Genomic DNA, 15,986 nt, shown 5'->3' with positions numbered 1-15,986 from the left:
CTCAGATAGGTCTCGTTCGCGACTTTGATCGAGGTTTGTCGGCAGCGTAGCAGAGGATGAAATTGCCCCCTGTCGCCGCGAGAAAAGCAAAAGGGCAGCACACAAGGGCTGCCCTCCGGCCGGCACGAGAGAGCAGCCGCCTCAGTTGGTCGGCCAGGGATGGCAGACCTCGTCGACATTCTCGGCGGTGACCATCGGGTGCGGCACATAGACGGATTTGGGCATCTTCGCGCCATTGAAGAGGTCAACGATGCTCTGTACCGCGTATTGCGCCTCATCGACCGGCGATTGCAGAACGGTGCCGTACTGAAGGCCCGCTTTGATGTTCTTGATGCCGACCGGCTCGCAGCCGCCGCCGACCATTGCCATCTCGGTGGGGTCGAGACCGGCACGCTTCGCGGCAATCAGAACACCCTGCATCATAATGTCTTCTGCGGCATAGACGCCGACAATCTCATCACCGTACTTGGTGAAGAGGCCAGCTGCGGCCTGTGTCGAGGTTCCGGTGTCCCAATTTCCCGGCTGCGCACCGAGGATCTTGAGATCGGGCGCCAGAGCTGCCAGCGTTTCGGTGAAGCCTTTGGTCATCGAAATGGTTTGTGCCTGACCCACGATGCCGGTGATCATGATCACGCCACCTTTTAGCGGTTTGCCCTTCGCCTTCAGCGCGTTGACCAGAAGCTGCGCCGACTTCGAGCCTTGTTCCTCGTAGTTGCCCCCGGTGTATTGCACCCAGAGGTCCTCGCGCGCCTTGTCGGGCTGCACGTCGGTCAGCAGCAGCGGGATGCCGGCGCGCTGAGCCTTGCGCATTGCCGGGAAGAGCGCGGTGCCGTCGATGGTCCACAGCAGGATGGCATCGGGGCGCTTGGCGATAGCCTGATCGACCTGCGTCGCCTGTTGTGCCGGGTCGAACTTATTGGTCACGACTTCAAGGTCGATGCCCTTCTCGGCGGCCAGCTTGCGGATCTGGTCGTTGTAGACGGCGCAATACTCACAGATGTCGTCTGCGCCGAGAAAGATGACCTTTTTGCCAGCCTCTGCACCCTCTGCGGCAAAACTTGCCGAGGCGAGGAGCGAGCCGGCGAGCAGTGCGCCGAAGGTCGATCGGATAATGTTCATTGCTAGTCCTTCCTGTTGGTTATTTTGTTGGAAATCTCAGGCCAGTCTGGCCCGGAGCCAGGTGCCGGGTGCGCCCCCGGCAAGGACCGCGATCAGCAGCACGCCACCGTTCAGCAGCAGGATCGCGGGAGAGCTGGCACCGATCAGCCCCAGCCCGTTGTTCAGAACCGCCAGCACCAGCACCCCGATGGCGACGCCAAAGGGGCGCCCGATACCCCCGGAGAGCGCCACACCTCCGAGGATCGCCGCTGAAGCGCCCTGAAGCAGCAGGTTGGCGCCGAAGGTCGAGGAGGCGCGGCCCAGCGTGATCGCCAGCAGAGCGCCGGCCAGCGCGGCGAAGAGCCCGCTGAGCACGAAGGTCGTGACCACCGCGCCGCGCACATCCGCCCCGGCCATGCCCGCGGCCTTGCGGTGACTGCCGACGGCAATGATGTCCCGCCCCATTCGCGTGAAGGCCAGCATCAGCCCCGTGATCACGAAGAGCGCGATGGTGATGACCGAGCGAGGCGAGAGGATGCCGAACCAATCCATGTTGAAGGCATCGGTGAGATCGTAATTCTCGAAGCTGACGGCCTGACCGCCCTCAAGCCAGACGGCGAAACCCGAAAGCAGGATCATCACGCCCAGCGTGGTGACCAGCGACGAGACGCCAAGCTTCAGCGTCACGATGCCATTGAAGAGCCCGACCAACCCGCCGAAAGCGAGCGCAGCAAGCAGCCCCAGAAGGGCATTATCTGCGCCGCATTTCAGCATGATGAGGCCCGCGACCGAGACCATCGCGCCGCCCGAGAGGTCGAACTCTCCCGCCAACATCGTCAAGGCGAGCCCCAGAGCGACAAGGCCCAGAAGAGCGAAGCTCTCGCCCAGAGCGAAGATATTGCCCGCCGCGAGGAAGTAGCTGTTGGCGGCGGTGAAGATCAGCGTCATGCCAAGCAGTAGCAGCCAGCGCAGGGCGAGAAGCGGGTTTTCGGCAAGCGTTTTCATAAAGCTCTCCCTTCTCAGCGTTTCTTGCGTGCCAGCAGGGCGCCGGCCATGACCGCCAGCAGAACGGCGAGCCCCTTGACCATGAGCTGCACCTCGTAGGCGAAATTGTTGACGAGCAGGATGTTGGTGAGCACGGCAAGGAACAGCGTGCCCGAGGCCACGTCGATGATCCGACCGCGACCGCCGCCAATGGCGACACCGCCGACCAGCATTGCCGCGATGGCGCTGAAGTCCAGATCCGCGCCGACCCGCAGGTTGCCCGTTCCGGATTGCGCCGCGATGAGTGCTCCGGGAATGGCCGCGCCAGCACCGGCCAGAACGTAGGACAGCACGACCATGCGGGTGACCCGCAGACCGGCCAGTTCCGCGGCGTCGGGATTGGTGCCACGCAGGCGCAGCTCCCATCCGGCGCGGGTGCGCTGCATCAGCACCTCGCCCACGATCACTATGAGCAGAAAGAGTACCGCCTGCCAGGGCACGCCCGGCATGAGGGTGCCGCTGCCCAGCCAGCTTGGTCCACTCTCCGCCAGCACGGTGCGCCCGTCGGAAACCCATGTCGCCAGACCCGCGATCAGCGAGCCCGCGGCGATTGTCGAGATGATCGCGTTGCAGCGCAGCCAGCCCACGACAAGGCCCTGCAGCAGCCCGAAGACGAGCCCCAGCGCAAGGCTCGCTGCCAGCGCGGGCAGCACGCCCCAGCCGGAGGCCGCGATGTAAACGATCGAGGCAAAGGCCGCCGTGCTGCCGAGCGACAACGCAAAGAGGTTGCCGCTGATCGTTACGCTGGCCAGCCCGAGTGCCGCAATCCCCACGGTCGAGGCGGAGTAGAGGATCGAAGAGATGTTCGAGGCGCTAGCGAAGTTCTCGATGAAGGCACAAGCCACCAGGAACATCACCACGGTGGCGATCTGTATCACCGTCGCCTGCACGCGCGCGGGGGCGAAAAGGGCGCCGAAGACAGAGGTCCGGGAAAGGGTTGCTGCGCTCATGCCGCTGCCTCTGTATTGGGGGTGTCGGGACCATGCAGGATGTCGTGCAGGATCATGTCGGCATCCATCTGCGGACGCAGCGCGTCCCGAACCATGGCACCGCGATAGAAGGTCACAATTCGGTCCGAGGCATCGAGCACCTCCTCAAGATCAGTGGAGTAGAAGAGGATCGTGAGCCCCTCGGCCTCGGCGAGCCGCCGCAGCTGCGCATAGATCTCGGCACGCGCACCGATGTCGACGCCGCGGGTCGGCTCGTTCAGCAGCAGAAGCCGTGGGCCGAGCGCCGCGGCTTTGCCCAACGCGACCTTCTGCTGGTTGCCGCCCGACAGGGTGGAGACGTCATGCGGCAGGCGCGCCGGGTCGATGGCAAAGTTCTGCGCCAGCTGCCTCGCGCGTTCGCGGACAGCAGCGGTCACCATCCAACCTTTGCGCGACACCCGGTCGAGGATCTGGCTTACGAGGTTGGTCACGATGGCCGCCTCGAGAAAGACCCCGCGCCGGGCGCGATCCTCGGAGACATAGGCGATCCCTGCAGCATAGGCCACCGCGATCCCGCGCGTCGTTGCGGCGTTGCCGTCGAGCTTCAGCATGCCCCGGGACGGATGCAGACCGGCAAGGCTTTCGAGCAGCGTGTCCGCACCAGAGCCAAGCTGGCCGACCAGTGAGACGATCTGCCCCGGCTGCACGTCGAGATCGACAGGCGCAAAGCGCCCCGGCAGGCTCCAGTCGCAAAGAGAGAGGCGCGGTGCAACACCCTCGCGGGCATGGCTCGGTGCGATCTCTCCGGTCTGCAATTCATGTCCGATCATCGCCTCGACCAGCCGGGCGTTGGTCAGCTCGGCCGTGTTCGCGGTCATCACATGCTGGCCCGACCGCAACACGGTGACGCGGTCGGTCAGCGCGAAGATCTCGTTCAGACGATGCGAGATGATGACGATGGTGGTGCCCTGCTCGGCCTTGAGGTGGCGCATCACGGCAAAGACCTTCTCGATCTCGCCATCCGACAGGGTCGCGGTCGGCTCGTCGAGCAGCAACACCCGTGCGCCACGGGCAATGCCTCGCGCGATCTCGATCAGCTGGCGCTCGGCCAGCGGCAGGGCCTCGGCCTGGGCGTCAAGAGACACATGCCCCAGCCCCACCGAATCCAGAACCTGTCGCACATGGTCGCGGAACTGACCGCGACGATAGATCCGCCCTACATCGCGCGCGCCCAGCATCACGTTGTCGAGCACCGAAAGGTGGGGGATGATCGACAGTTCCTGATGAACGATGGACAGCAGCGCCGGATCGACCGGAGTGCCGAGCTCGACCCGCATCCCGCCGATGTTCAGCTCTCCCTCGTCGGGCTCGACCAGCCCGCCGAGGATTTTCACAAGAGTACTCTTCCCTGCGCCATTCTCGCCGCAGAGACCGTGGATCTCGCCTTCGGCAAGGTCGATGTCCATGCCCCGCAGAGCACGCACACCGCCATAGCTTTTCTTCAGCCCACGGGCGCTCAGGATCGGTGCGCTCATTTCGCATCCGTGCTGAGTAACGGCAGCTCGGCGAGCGCCTTGGACAGGTCGATCATGGTCCAGGGAAGGAACTCGGTGATGGCAAGGCCGACCATGTCGGCCTGCGCCGCGACGCCGCGCAGCATCTCGACAATCTCGGGTAGTTCGAGCTTGCCCCTGGCGATGCCGTCGAATGCGCCAGCAGGCACGTGCGGCTTGTTGAAAAGGAGGTAGTCGCGACCTTCAGGCGAGAGCACGTCGAGATCGAAGTGAACGGCCACCTTCGTCGCTCCGCTGGCCTTCAGCCATTCGAGCACGGCCTGCGGGTTGTTGCGGAACTCGTTCGGGGGGATGCTGTGCATACCGCGCTCGGCAAGATAGGCCTGCTCGCCTTCCATCATGTCGTTGACGCCGACATAGAGCACGCGGGCGGGATTGACCGGGCGTGTCACGCAGGCGGTGAATTCCGCGTCACCGTCACCGAGAAGCATGGCGAGAACGTGAGCATGGGCATGGCTGAACTGGCTCTTGTTCATCACGTCCGGATGCGCATCGACCCAGATCACCGCGAGATCATCGCCGTATGTCTCAGAAAGATAGGCAATGGGCGCGAGGTCCACGAGGCAGTCGCCGCCCACCGTCAAAATTGCCTCCGGGGCATGAGAGGCGATGGCCTCCACCGCGGCGTCGAGCTGTGCTTTCAGTGCTGCCCGGGACTTGATCCCGTCCACAGGAGCGCGGTCCGCGCCCTCTGCGGTCGGCACCTCGATCGTTTCGACCGGACCGGTTGCATCCGGGAGCAGCGCCCCGAGAACCTTGGCGCCAACGCGGTAGGCCGGTTCGTCACCACCCTGCCATTGCGGCATCACGAGGCGCAGGGTCTTTGCTGGAGTGCGGGTCATGGGACCTCCGTCGTCTGGATGTGTCGTTGGCGACAACCCTGCCGATTTCCATGCCCTGCGGCTCGGCGCGCACGGTCAGATTCTCGGACTCACCGGCCAATCCGCATTGGCGCTACAGTCCGGGTCTGCGCATATGCAGCGCGCCACGCGCTCATCCTTCGTGCAGAATGAGCGATACATGAGTAATTATTGTGCGTTTTTGAGGTCAGCCTCCGCCTCGCACCGCGCTCGCTCTCGTCAAGCTCAGGGGAGTGCGCCAGAACTCTCCGATCCTTCTGCCATTACCGGGGAGATCGGAATGCAGCGCCTCAGCACCGCCGAACACGCGCCCGGAATGCAGTACGACTTCTGGCACAATATTGTCGAAACTTCCTTCGCCCATTGCGACGGGATCGCGCCGAACCGTCGCAGCTTTCGCGCCGAGATCGAGATCGCGCATTGCGGCAACAGTGAGCTGACGGCTCTTACCTCGGACGCCGTGCGTTACCTGCGCAGCGAGCGTCACCTGCGCCGGAGCGACACGGATGCCTTCTTTGTCTCGGTGATGCTCGAGGGGGGCGGCTATTTCCGCCAGAACGACCGCGCCGTGCATCATGCCCCCGGGACCGTGCTGATCTACGATTCCGCACGACCCTACGAATACGAATATCCCAGTGCCTACCGCACGGCCTTGCTGCGCGTGCCACGACAGATGATGGAAGCCCGGATGCTTGGCGTGCGCGATCTTGGCGGTACGCTGATGTCGGCGGGTCGCCCTCAGGCTGCATTGATCCAGAGCCTCATCGTCAACCTGCTCGACACCGCGCGCGACGGTGATCTGCCAGAGCAGTTCATCGCGCCGACGCTGGATCTCATTGCCGGAGCCTTCGGGCAAGAGACCCTGCGCAACGAGGTTGCTGGCCGGAACGATACCTTGAACCGGATCAAACGCTTCATGATCGAGAACATGGGGAACGAGGATCTTGGCGTCGCGGATATTGCCGAAGCGCAGAACATCTCCGCCCGCTCGCTGGGCCGTGCCTTCGCCGCCGAGGGCACCACGCCGATGAACTGGCTGCGCGATCGCCGCCTGACCGAGGCGCATGCGATGCTCTCCGAGGGGCGCGCGCGCTCGGTGACAGAGGCTGCCTATGACTGCGGGTTCCGCGACCTGTCGTACTTTGGCCGCGCGTTCAAGAAGGCCTACGGGAAGACTCCACGTCAGGTCTGCCTCGTCCAGCACTGAATGACACGCGTCCGTCTCGGTCAACTATATGGCCGTCACGGACGAGCCCGCTCAATCCTGACATGGCATCTTCGCGGGACCAACAGATACGGAGATCGCCATGTACACCGTCGCTTTCATCATGAAGCGCAAGCCCGGCATGTCGCTGGAAGACTTCCTTGCCTATTACCGCGACCGCCACGGCCCGCGCATGGTCGAGCTGATCAAGGACAAAGGGCTTCTGGCCTATGAGCACTTCCCGGTTACTGCCCAGAAGGAAGGCCGCTATCTGGCCGAGGATGGCCCGGCCTATGACGCCCTCTCCGTCTACAGTTTCGAGACCGAAGCCCAAGCAGAAGAGTGCTGGGGCATGCCGGAAGTGATCGAGGACAGTGCCGCCTTCATCGACTTCGACACGATGGTCGCGCTGCCGACCAATCGCCGCACGGTGTTCATGTTCGGCTGATCCCGCCAGCCGCCCCAACCTTCGTGACGCGCCCGCCTTCCAAGGCCGGGCGCGTTTCGCATTCCCCTGCCTTTTCTTGGCCGACCTGAGCGACTCTCTGGCCGCGGAGTCCAAGTTTCCCTGCGGCTTTCCGAGCATTCTGGCGTCATCCGGGCAGCTGCGGCCCGACACCAAGAAGCACGCCACAAGGCCTCGTCAGGGAGACAGGAATGTCCGAACCACTGCTTGAAACACGATCCTTCGACTATGTTCCGGAAGAAGAAAGGCACGGCAACGTCCGCTCTCAAGTGCAACTCTGGTTCATGATCAACGCCCAGATCCTCACGATCTACACGGGCGCCGTCGGTGTCGCGACCGGTCTGTCGCTCGGCTGGGCTCTGGTCGCGATCCTCACCGGCTCTCTGGTGGGCACATTGTTCCAAGCCTTCCACGGCGCGCAGGGTCCGGTCATGGGCCTGCCCCAGATGATCCAGTCGCGCGTGCAATTCGGCTCCCGCGGGGTGCTGCTGCCGATCCTTGCCGCCACCCTCTCTCCCTTCGGCTTCGCGGTCTTTCTGATCCAGACCGCGTCCTACGCGGTGAGCGACGTGACCGGGATCGGCTCCTTCACGCTGCTCCAAGTCATCATCGCCGCCGTGGCGGGGATCATCGCGATCGTCGGGTTCCGGCTGGTGATGAAGGTCGAGAAGTTCGCGTCCTGGCTCACCCTGCTCAACTTCGCGCTGCTGAGCATCGCCGTCGTCACCGTGCTGCCGATCGATGCGTTGTTCCAGCAGGGCGGCTTCAGCACCCATGCCTTCTTCCTGCAGTTCGGCGTGTCCGCGATCTACCAGCTCGCCATCGCACCGCTGGTGTCGGACTACACCCGCTACCTTCCGGCAAAGACCAGCGGCGCCAAAGTCTCGGCTTCGGTCTTCTTCGGCACCACGCTTTCGGCGGTCTGGTTGGAGGGCATCGGCGCCTTCGTAACTGCCGCCTTCCCGGACCTCGACACCATCGCCGCGGTGCGCCAGCTTGGGGATAGCTTCGGCTATGGGCTCGGGGCCTTCACCATGGTGGTCGCGGCATTGAGCTGCCTGATCACCATCTCGATCACCGCGTACAGCGGAACCCTTGCGCTGATCTCGGGCCTTGAGGCCTTCCGCCCGCTCCGCCCCACTCTCTGGCTGCGCACCGTGTCGATCTCCATCGGCATGATCCTCGCGCTCGCCTGCTCGCTGGCCATGTCTCAGGACACGCTGAACACCTTCGGTGCCTACCTCGCCATTCTCGGCTACGTCCTGATCCCGTGGACTGCGGTGAACCTGACCGACTATTACCTCGTACGGCGCGGGCGCTACTCCATCACGGACATCATGCGCCCGGACGGCGGAATGTACGGCGCGTGGGGCGGCATCGGCATTGCGAGCTACGCCATCGGCTTCGTCGCGATGATCCCGTTCTTCAGCTCGGCCATCTACACCGGGCCGCTCGCGGCAAGCATGCACGGGGTCGATGTGTCGTTCATCGCCGGGCTGCTGGTCTCCTCAATCGTCTATGCCGTCCTTGCCCGCAGGGTCGATCTTGCCACCGAGATGCAAAAGGTCCGCGAGGCTGCGCTCAACACCTTCGGCCACGCCTGAAGCGCCGACGCCGAATGAGAAAGGATGCCCGGACCGCAATCCGGGCATCCCTTCATTCCTAACAGGGTGCTGAAATACTCCGAGTGCCGCCGTTTCGACGCGAAAGCGCGTCAATTGTCACGGTCTCTCGGCGATCTGGTGAAAAGGTGGCGCACCGGGGTCTGACGAGCGAGGCGAGAGGCGCGCTCCTCAGACCTTTTTCAGCACCCTGCTAAATGGGCTGCGACGGTTCGAGGGGGCATACGCCGCTTATACCTGATGCTTCAGTTGTCTTGCGGCGCCGCCGCAAATGCGCTTCCCGCCCTCAGTGCCGAGCACCTCGATTCTGGCGAGGCAGGCTTGGCGGAATGTCCGCTTCCTCGGTGGAGCTCAGGCGGGTTCGCACGTGCGGCGAACTTCCGGAAACCGCCCATAGTGCAATTTCAAGCCTCAAGACAAGCTTAGAACACTTGGTGAATTCGGCCAGGCCAACCCTTCTGTCAAGCCGAGCCATTTATCGGCTTGTTAGCGTGAGCGGACTACCGAAAAAGCCTTGTAGCTTCGAATTCGAACATCTATCGTCGGGACATCCGACTGTGGCAACAACCACGGAACCACGCAGAAAAGCCTTAACGACTTCAACAGCTTAAGACTGAAGCCAAGATAGCTCCGATCCCTACCGCCGGAGCCAAAAATCCCCAAGGATTTCGAATAGCTACCCCACCCGAAAGGTAGAGACCCCGCGTTGCGCAACGCGGGGAAGCAGTTGGACAACTCCAGAAGTTCCTGCCTCCGGGCTGTTCCCTCAAGACTGTGCCGCGGCGAATGTTTATCCGCAATCAACGGCCTGCAATTCGGCCATAGCAACCAGCTACGCTGGTCCACGCTGTTGGGTGGTGCTGATCTTGACGATCGGCACCGGGGCCCAAAACGCTTGCTTAACTCCGCCCCTTGGCGCTTCTCCCGATCTCCCGCGGCCACCACACTGCCGATACAATCAAACACACGCGCGGAATGGTATGGCACCGCCCGTCGCATTCGCGCCGGGCGCGTCAGGCCGGCGCACAATCTACCCGGGGCCGATCGGCCCTCTCGCCCCACCGGCGGCGGAGGCCGCTGCGGCTCAGAGGACTGGCGCAGCCGCCGCGCGGGGGTGGGTCAGGCCGGGGTCGAGCAGGTGGCAGGCCGCGGCGGTCGTGCCTTCGGCGTACAGCCGCGGGGTCAGGGCGGGGTGGAACTCCATCGCCACGTGATCGGCCTCGGCCCGCATCTCCTTGATGCCGGTCCAGAAGGGCTCGGCCGGGTCCTCGGACCGGATCCGTTCCAGCATCGCCAGAAGGTCCGCCCCGCCGCCCGGTGTCGCCGCCGGCAGCCGCGCGGTGGTGCCCTCCATCACTTCGGCCGGGATCTCGCCGATCAGCGCGCGCTCGGCGAGGTGGGCCTGTTCCTCCATCCCGGCCCAGCGGGCCTCGAGCACGGGGGTGAGGTCGCGCAGCTCCCAGCCGCAGGGGGCGAAGGCGCGCGGACAGCGCGGGTGGAAGGCGCAGCCCCGCGGCGGTTTCGCGGCATCCGGGATCTCGCCCCGCGGCAGGTTGCGCGGGATCGTCCGCGTCGGATCGGGATCCGGGATCGCGCCCAGCAACGCCTCGGTATAGGGGTGCTTCGGCCCGGCATAGAGCGCGCGCGCCTCGCCGATCTCGACGATCTTGCCGAGGTAGAGGATCGCGATCCGGTCGCAGAAGAACTTGGCCGAGGCCAGGTCGTGCGTGATGTAGAGGTAGGTCAGTCCCAGCTGGTCCTTCAGGTCGATCATCAGCTTCAGGATCTTGGAGCGCACTGACATGTCGAGCATCGACACCGGCTCGTCCGCCACCAGAAGCACAGGGTCCAGCACGATCGCCCGCGCGATCACCGCGCGCTGCTTCTGCCCGCCCGACAGGTCGCCGGGGTACTTGTCCATGTAGGTATCGGCGGGCGAAAGCCCTACACGCTCCAGCGTCTTCGCCACATGGGCGCGGATCTCGTCGCGGCCCTTCAGGCGGCCGTGGATCGTCAGCGGGTGGCCGACCGATTGCGCGATGGTCATGGCGGGGTTCAGCGCGGCGTGGGGATCCTGAAAGACCATCTGCATCCGCGACCGAAGCTTGCGCAGCGCAGGCTCGTCAAGGCCCACGACCTCCTGCCCCTCGAAGGAGGCGCTGCCGCCGGTGGCATGGACGAGGCCCAGAAGGCTGCGCCCCAGCGTCGACTTGCCGGAGCCGCTTTCACCCACCAGCCCCAGCACCTCGCCGCGGGCGAGGTCGAAGGTCACGTCGTCGACCGCCTTCACCGTGCCGGCGTCGCGGCCCAGCATGCGGTCGAGCACGCCGCCACGGATCTCGAACCAGGTCTTGAGATTCCTGACCGAGACGAGAGGCACATCGGGGGCCGGAGCGTCGGGTGCAGTGTCAGGCTTCGTCTGCAACTGTGATCTCCTGTCGTTCAAGGGGGGCCTCCTCGCCCGCCGGGATGGCACCCGGGCAATGCAGCCAGCATTCGACACGGCGGCCATCCTCCAGCCGCTGCTCGGCCGGGGCCTTCCGGGCGCAGACCTTCATCGCGTGCCCGCAGCGCGGGCTGAAAAGGCACCCCTGCGGCGGGTTGATCAGGCTGGGAGGCGCGCCGGGAATGGTGTGCAGTTCCGTCGTCTCGAGCGAGATGGTCGAGCGCAGGAGGGCCTGCGTATAGGGGTGCTGTGGATCCGCGAAGACGGAGCGCGCATCCCCCTCCTCCACGATCTTGCCGCCGTACATCACGGCCACCCGGTCACAGGCCTCGGCGACGATGCCGAGGTTGTGGGTGATCAGCATGACCGCCGTACCCGTGGTCTTCTTCAGATCCGCGAGCAGCCGGATGATCTGCGCCTCTACGATCACGTCGAGCGCGGTGGTGGGTTCGTCGGCGATCAGCAGCGTGGGGTTCAGCACCAGCGCCAGCGCGATCATGATCCGCTGCCGCATCCCGCCCGAGAATTCGTGCGGATACTGGCGGTAGCGGGTCGGCGGAATGCCCGTGCGCCCCAGCGCGGCCAGCGCACGCCTGCGCAGCTCGTCACGCTTCAGCTCGGGGTGGTGCTGCTTCAGCGCCTCCTCGAAATGCTCCTGAATGCGCAGGAGCGGGTTGAGGCGCGTCATCGGCTCCTGGAAGATCAGGCCCAGCTCCGGCCCGCGCATGCGGCGCAGTTGATCCGGGGTCATCTTCACAAGATTCTGCCCCTTGTAGAGCACCTCGCCATCGACACCCGTGCCCTCAGGCAGAAGCCTGAGGATGCCACGGCCCAGCGTGGACTTGCCCGAGCCGCTTTCGCCCACGACGCCCAGCGTTTCGCCAGGCCGAATGGTCAGGGACACGCGGTCGACCGCGCGGGCGGCCCCCCGTGGCGTGCCGTAGAAGACGCGCAGATCGCGCACCGTGAGAATGGGATCTTCGGCGTCGGCAGGGGTCGCGGCGTTTGCGGAGGTCTCGCTCATGCCTCGTCCTCCATGTTAACGCGGGTCGCCGCGCGCTGGCGCAGGACCGGGTTGATCGTCTCGTTCAGCCCCTCGCCCAGAAGCGTGAGCCCGGTCACAAGAAGGACGATGGCCAGCCCCGGAAAGAGCGTCGTCCACCAGATGCCCGAGGCCGCATCGCCCACGGCGCGCGAGACGTCATAGCCCCATTCGGCGCCCTGCGTCGGCTGCACGCCGTAGCCCAGGAAGCCAAGGCCCGTCAGCGTCAGGATCGCGTCGGCGGCGTTCAGGGTGGCCAGCACCGGGATCGCCTGGATCACGTTGAAGAAGATGTATTTCGTCAGGATCGTCGAGGGTGGCGCGCCGATGGCGCGGGCGGCCTCGACATAGGATTCCTCGCGCACCGATGTGACGTGGTTCCTCAGCACCCGGAAATATTGCGGCACGTAGACGATGGTGATCGCGGCGGCCGCCACAACGATGCCCGAGGCGATGGAAGATCCCAGCAGGAACGCGATCACGAGGGCCAGCAGAAGCGACGGGATGGCGAACATCGCATCCATCACCAGTACCATGATCCGGTCGAACCAGCCGCCGAAATAACCCGCGATCAGGCCCAGCGGAACGCCGATGGCAAGCGCGAGGATCAGCGCCAGCGCCACGACCAGAAGTTCGGTCCGCGCCCCCCACAGGATCTGAGCCAGCACGTCGGTCGACTGCACGTTGGTGCCCAGGGGGTGCAGGGCCGACGGCGGCGCGGTCTGGGGAAACGCCACCCCCGCCAACTGGTATTGATCGAAGGCATAGGGCGACAGCCACGGCGCGAAGATCGCCATCAGGATGAACAGGCCGGTCAGAACCGCCCCTGTCCACAGCATGAACCGGGCGAAGCCCCGGGTCTCGGCCACCGGCTGGAAGATCCGGCGCAACGCGGGAAACCGCTGGGGCTTGGGGACGGGCGTGTGGGGGCTGTCAGTCATTGGTAGCGCATCCTCGGGTCGATCAGGGCGCTCAGGATGTCGACCAGCAGGCTCGCGAAGACCACGACCAGCCCGAAGACGATGACGATCCCCTGCACCGCCGCGTAATCGCGGTTCTGCAGATAGGTATAGAGCGCGTGGCCGATCCCCGGCCAGTTGAAGGTGGTCTCGGTCAGCACGGCGCCGCCCATCAGAAGGGCGATCTCCAGCCCGATGACGGTGATCACCGGCACCAGCGCGTTGCGGAAGGCGTGGCGGTAGACCACGGCCTGTTCGCGGATGCCGCGCGCACGGGCGGCCTCGATGTAATCGTCCTTGAGCGTGCGGATCACGTTGATCCGGACAAGCCGTACGAAGACCCCCGCGAAGACGAGGCCCAGCGTCCCCGCCGGAAGGACGAGATGTTGCAGCACGTCCCAGAAGCTGTCCCAGTCGCCGTCAATCACGGCATCCACCAGCAGCAGGTTGGTATGCGTCGTCATCAGCGCCGAGGTCATCGGGCTTGCCTGGTCCGAGATCGGCAGCCAGCCCAGCCACGAGCCAAAGACGATCTGCGCCAGAAGCCCCAGCACGAAGACCGGCATGGCGTACATGATGATGCCGAAGATCCGGCTGGCCGCGTCGATCGGACGGTCGCGGAAACGCCCGGCGATCAGGCCGATGGGAATGCCCACCGCAAGCGCCACGATCGCGGCGGCAAGCGTCAGCTCCAGCGTCGCCGCGCCGTTGACGAGGATGATGTCGCTCACCTGCCGCTTGTCGGTGATGGTCGCGCCGAAATCGCCATGCGCAAGGTTCCACAGGTAGCTGCCGAACTGCTGGTAGAGCGGCCGGTCATAGCCCAGCCGGTGGCTGATCTCCTGAATCACCGCCTGCGGCACGTGGCCCCCCAGCGCCGCCGAAACCGGGTTGCCCGGGGCCACCCGCATCAACACGAAGACGAGGGTCAGAAGAATGAAGATGGTGGGGATCACCAGAAGCGTCCGCACCAACAGATAGGACTTGAGGGAGGAACCTCCGCCAGCCATGCCTACTCCTTAGGTCTTGTTCTTGCCGCGAAGGAAACGGCCCCCGGAGACCCCGCGAAGGGGCATGCCGGGGGCCGCAACCGCACCATCGCGATCAGGATTTGCTGAGCATCCAGAAGCGCATCAGGAACGTGGTATCCAGCGTCTTGTCGATGCCGTGCACGTTGTCGCGCGCGACGGCGACCATGGCCTGCTGGAAGTACGGGATGATCGGCACGTCCTTGGCGGCCAGATCCTGCGCCTCCTTGACGTATTTCATCCGCTCCTCGTCGGTCTTGGCGCCCTTCTCCTTGGTCAGGATCGCATCCATGTCCTTGCTGTCATAGCCGTTCGAGGTGAAGTTCGAATCCGACTCGTAGAATGGCGTCAGGTAGTTTTCGGCATCCGGATAGTCGGGGAACCAGCCCAGCTGGAACGCGTCGTACTGGGTGCCGAGCGTCTTGGAATAGGTCGCCCATTCCGCCGATTTCAGCGTGATCTTGAACAGGCCCGAGGCGTTCATCGCACGCTGGATCTGGGTGAATTCCTCGGCCGAGGCGGCGCCGTAGTGGCTGGGTGTCCACCAGATCGTCAGGTCGACCGGCGTCTTGATCCCGGCCTTCTTCAGCACCTCCGCCGCCTTCGCCTTGTCCGGCGTCTTGCCGTACATCTTGGCGAAGGCATCCTCATGCCCCGGCAGGCCCGCCGGCACCATGGAATAGAGCGGCTGGACGAAACCGTGATAGACCTGCTTGGCGATCGCCTCGCGCGGCATCAGGTAGGCCAGAGCCTGACGCACCGCCAGCTTGTTGGTCGGCGCGCGCTTGGTGTCGAGCGTCAGGTAACGGATCGAGACGCCCGGCCCCTTGTGCACCTTGATGCCCTTCGCCCCCTGGAGCGAGGTCAACTCGGTCGGCGAGAAGCTGCGGAATGCCATGTCGATCTCGCCCTTCTGCAGCGCGAGCTTCATGGTCGAGGACTTGGCGAAGTAGTTGATGATCAGGTTCGGGATCTTCGGCTTGGTGCCCCAGAAATCCTCCCGCGCCTTGTAGACGGCGATCTGGCTGGGAACGTATTTCACCAACTTGTAGGGCCCGGTGCCCACCTGCGGCGAGGTCGAGGGCTGGAGCTTGTCGGCCGGATAGACCTTGTGGTCGACGATGTAGCCCGCGCTGGTGGCCAGGATGTAGGGCCAGGTCGACTGTGGGTTCTTGAGGTGGAAGACCACCTTGTCCGGCCCGTCGGTGGCGACCTCCTTCATGTTCGCCAGAAGGCCCCAGATCCCCGAGGCGTCGTGGATCTTCACCACCCGGTCGAAGGAGAACTTGACGTCCTCCGAGGTGAAATCGTCGCCGTTGGAGAATTTCACGCCCTTGCGCAACTCGCAGGTCCAGGTGGTCTGGCTGTCGTCGGCCGAGCATTTGGTCGCCAGTTCCGGCACCGGGGTGCCGCCGCCCGCGGGCAGGCCCATCAGGTGCTGGAAGATCTCGCGGTCGGCGGTATCCGAGCCGTAATCGTATTGCCCCGCGGGGTCGAGCGCGGTGACGGTATCGGTGGTGCCGTCGATCAGCGTGTCCTTCTTCGACGCGGCCGAGGCGGCACCGGGCAGCCCCAGCGCGGCAAATGCCGACAGGGCACAGGCCGCCGTCATCAGTTTGAGAGGTGTCCGGTCTCTGGTCATGAAAATATCTCCCTGCCGTTCTGTCGGTTTTCGGTCTCGTGCGGCATGAACGGCGAGGAGAGACGCAGGCCC

General features: G+C 64.7%; 13 protein-coding genes. 3 read left to right on the top strand and 10 right to left on the bottom strand.

Annotated features, from left to right (window positions below; genetic code table 11):
* Positions 1-141 precede the first annotated feature (141 nt).
* The 5 genes from CVV76_RS21750 to CVV76_RS21730 are packed head-to-tail and all read right to left on the bottom strand — an operon-like array spanning position 142 to position 5,487.
* Complete coding sequence (locus CVV76_RS21750) at positions 142-1,119, bottom strand: sugar ABC transporter substrate-binding protein (protein ID WP_102226787.1); 978 nt, start codon at positions 1,117-1,119, stop codon at positions 142-144.
* Positions 1,120-1,155: 36 nt separating this feature from the next.
* Positions 1,156-2,103 carry an ABC transporter permease gene (locus tag CVV76_RS21745; RefSeq protein ID WP_102226786.1) on the bottom strand — a complete coding sequence of 316 codons (948 nt, stop codon included), beginning with the start codon at positions 2,101-2,103 and terminating at the stop codon, positions 1,156-1,158.
* A gap of 14 nt (positions 2,104-2,117) precedes the next feature.
* Positions 2,118-3,092 (bottom strand): ABC transporter permease, encoded by a 975-nt coding sequence (locus CVV76_RS21740; RefSeq protein ID WP_102226785.1) that lies wholly within the window; start codon positions 3,090-3,092, stop codon positions 2,118-2,120.
* Positions 3,089-4,606, bottom strand: a complete 1,518-nt coding sequence (locus CVV76_RS21735; RefSeq protein ID WP_102226784.1) for a sugar ABC transporter ATP-binding protein — start codon at positions 4,604-4,606, stop codon at positions 3,089-3,091. Before CVV76_RS21735 ends, CVV76_RS21740 begins: the two co-directional genes overlap by 4 nt.
* Positions 4,603-5,487: an arginase family protein gene (locus tag CVV76_RS21730; protein ID WP_102226783.1), complete on the bottom strand. Its 885-nt coding sequence runs from the start codon at positions 5,485-5,487 to the stop codon at positions 4,603-4,605. The genes CVV76_RS21735 and CVV76_RS21730 overlap by 4 nt, the downstream gene beginning before the upstream one ends.
* Before the next feature lie 298 nt (positions 5,488-5,785).
* Here CVV76_RS21730 and CVV76_RS21725 point away from each other — a divergent pair, with 298 nt between their 5' ends.
* From CVV76_RS21725 to CVV76_RS21715, 3 genes are all read left to right on the top strand, one after another.
* Positions 5,786-6,712, top strand: coding sequence for a helix-turn-helix domain-containing protein (locus CVV76_RS21725; RefSeq protein WP_158243216.1), 927 nt, complete (start codon positions 5,786-5,788; stop codon positions 6,710-6,712).
* A gap of 100 nt (positions 6,713-6,812) precedes the next feature.
* On the top strand, positions 6,813-7,157 hold the full coding sequence (locus CVV76_RS21720) for an EthD domain-containing protein (RefSeq protein WP_102226781.1): 345 nt from the start codon (positions 6,813-6,815) through the stop codon (positions 7,155-7,157).
* 209 nt (positions 7,158-7,366) lie between these two features.
* Complete coding sequence (locus CVV76_RS21715; protein WP_102226780.1) at positions 7,367-8,779, top strand: purine-cytosine permease family protein; 1,413 nt, start codon at positions 7,367-7,369, stop codon at positions 8,777-8,779.
* A 1,102-nt stretch (positions 8,780-9,881) separates the two neighbouring features.
* Here CVV76_RS21715 and CVV76_RS21710 read toward each other — a convergent pair.
* From CVV76_RS21710 to CVV76_RS21690, 5 genes are all read right to left on the bottom strand, one after another.
* Positions 9,882-11,222 (bottom strand): ABC transporter ATP-binding protein, encoded by a 1,341-nt coding sequence (locus CVV76_RS21710; protein ID WP_199178677.1) that lies wholly within the window; start codon positions 11,220-11,222, stop codon positions 9,882-9,884.
* Complete coding sequence (locus CVV76_RS21705; protein WP_102226793.1) at positions 11,206-12,267, bottom strand: ABC transporter ATP-binding protein; 1,062 nt, start codon at positions 12,265-12,267, stop codon at positions 11,206-11,208. Before CVV76_RS21705 ends, CVV76_RS21710 begins: the two co-directional genes overlap by 17 nt.
* Positions 12,264-13,226 carry an ABC transporter permease gene (locus CVV76_RS21700; protein ID WP_102226778.1) on the bottom strand — a complete coding sequence of 321 codons (963 nt, stop codon included), beginning with the start codon at positions 13,224-13,226 and terminating at the stop codon, positions 12,264-12,266. Before CVV76_RS21700 ends, CVV76_RS21705 begins: the two co-directional genes overlap by 4 nt.
* Positions 13,223-14,254, bottom strand: a complete 1,032-nt coding sequence (locus CVV76_RS21695) for an ABC transporter permease (RefSeq protein WP_102226777.1) — start codon at positions 14,252-14,254, stop codon at positions 13,223-13,225. The genes CVV76_RS21700 and CVV76_RS21695 overlap by 4 nt, the downstream gene beginning before the upstream one ends.
* 94 nt (positions 14,255-14,348) lie before the next feature.
* Positions 14,349-15,914, bottom strand: coding sequence for an ABC transporter substrate-binding protein (locus tag CVV76_RS21690; protein ID WP_102226776.1), 1,566 nt, complete (start codon positions 15,912-15,914; stop codon positions 14,349-14,351).
* Positions 15,915-15,986: the final 72 nt, after the last annotated feature.

This window comes from Acidimangrovimonas sediminis (assembly GCF_002871005.1).
In the GTDB taxonomy this organism is placed as follows: Bacteria; Pseudomonadota; Alphaproteobacteria; order Rhodobacterales; family Rhodobacteraceae; genus Acidimangrovimonas; species Acidimangrovimonas sediminis.
Note: the sequence above shows the minus strand (reverse complement) of the source record. Positions and strands in the feature narration are given on the sequence as shown.